The organism is Ignatzschineria sp. PL_is040 (assembly GCF_055813795.1).
This window is the reverse complement of record NZ_JBVPGU010000022.1, coordinates 1-1,701: the sequence shown is the minus strand read 5'-3', so window position 1 is coordinate 1,701 and position 1,701 is coordinate 1. Positions and strand designations below refer to the sequence as shown.

Genomic DNA, 1,701 nt, shown 5'->3' with positions numbered 1-1,701 from the left:
TCGTATCAAAATTGTCTAAGACCTATTATATGGTCAAGCCTCACGGTCAATTAGTATTGGTAAGCTCAATGCATTACTGCACTTACACACCCAACCTATCAACGTCGTAGTCTTCGACGGACCTTCAGAGGGGTTAAACCCCTAGGGAAATCTAATCTTGAGGTGGGCTTCCCGCTTAGATGCTTTCAGCGGTTATCCCGTCCGTATGTAGCTACCCGGCTATGCCATTGGTATGACAACCGGACCACCAGAGATACGTCCACTTCGGTCCTCTCGTACTAGAAGCAGCTCCTCTCAAATTTCCAACGCCCACGGCAGATAGGGACCGAACTGTCTCACGACGTTCTGAACCCAACTCGCGTACCACTTTAAATGGCGAACAGCCATACCCTTGGGACCGACTACAGCCCCAGGATGTGATGAGTCGACATCGAGGTGCCAAACTCCGCCGTCGATATGAACTCTTGGGCGGAATCAGCCTGTTATCCCCGGAGTACCTTTTATCCGTTGAGCGATGGCCTTTCCATACAGAACCACCGGATCACTAAAACCTACTTTCGTACCTGCTCGACGTGTCTGTCTCGCAGTCAAGCACCCTTTTGCTTTTGCACTCAATAGCCCGATTTCCGACCGGGCTGAGGGTACCTTCGTACTCCTCCGTTACTCTTTCGGAGGAGACCGCCCCAGTCAAACTACCTACCATACAATGTCCTTAATCCAGATGATGGATCTAAGTTAGAATTCCAAAACTTTCAGGGTGGTATTTCAAGGATGGCTCCACTAAAACTAGCGTCTTAGCTTCAAAGCCTCCCACCTATCCTGCACAAAAAGATTCAAAATCCACTGTAAAGCTATAGTAAAGGTTCACGGGGTCTTTCCGTCTTGCCGCGGGTACACCGCATCTTCACGGCGATTTCAATTTCACTGAGTCTCGGGTGGAGACAGCCTGGCCGTCATTGCGCCATTCGTGCAGGTCGGAACTTACCCGACAAGGAATTTCGCTACCTTAGGACCGTTATAGTTACGGCCGCCGTTTACTGGGGCTTCGATCAAGAGCTTCGCTTACGCTAACCCCATCAATTAACCTTCCAGCACCGGGCAGGCGTCAGACCCTATACGTCCACTTTCGTGTTTGCAGAGTCCTGTGTTTTTGATAAACAGTTGCAGCCAGCTTTTCACTGCGACCCTCCTCAGCTTACTGCGTAAAGCATTCACCAAGGAAGGTGTACCTTCTCCCGAAGTTACGGTACGATTTTGCCGAGTTCCTTCACCCGAGTTCTCTCAAGCGCCTTAGAATTCTCATCCCAACCACCAGTGTCGGTTTGGGGTACGGTTCTCATATCACTATAGCTTAGAAGCTTTTCTTGGAAGCATAGCATCAACCACTCCGGAGGTCGTAACCTCCTCGCATTCACATCTCAGCATTAAGATCCCGGATTTGCCTAAGATCTCTGCCTACCTGCTTACACTGGTATACCAATCACCAGCTGGTCTAGCTTTCTCCGTCCCTCCATCGCATGATACGAGAGTTCAGGAATATTAACCTGATTCCCATCGACTACGCATCTCTGCCTCGTCTTAGGGGCCGACTCACCCTGCTCCGATTAACGTTGAACAGGAAACCTTGGTCTTTCGGCGTGCGTGTCTTTCACACGCATTAACGTTACTTATGTCAGCATTCGCACTTCTGATACCTCCAAC

Annotated in this window: 1 rRNA gene; it reads right to left on the bottom strand. The window is 49.9% G+C overall.

Annotated features, from left to right (window positions below):
- Positions 1–29: 29 nt before the first annotated feature.
- Positions 30–1,701: ribosomal RNA gene (locus AC0SAP_RS10265) — 23S ribosomal RNA — on the bottom strand; the annotation flags it as partial.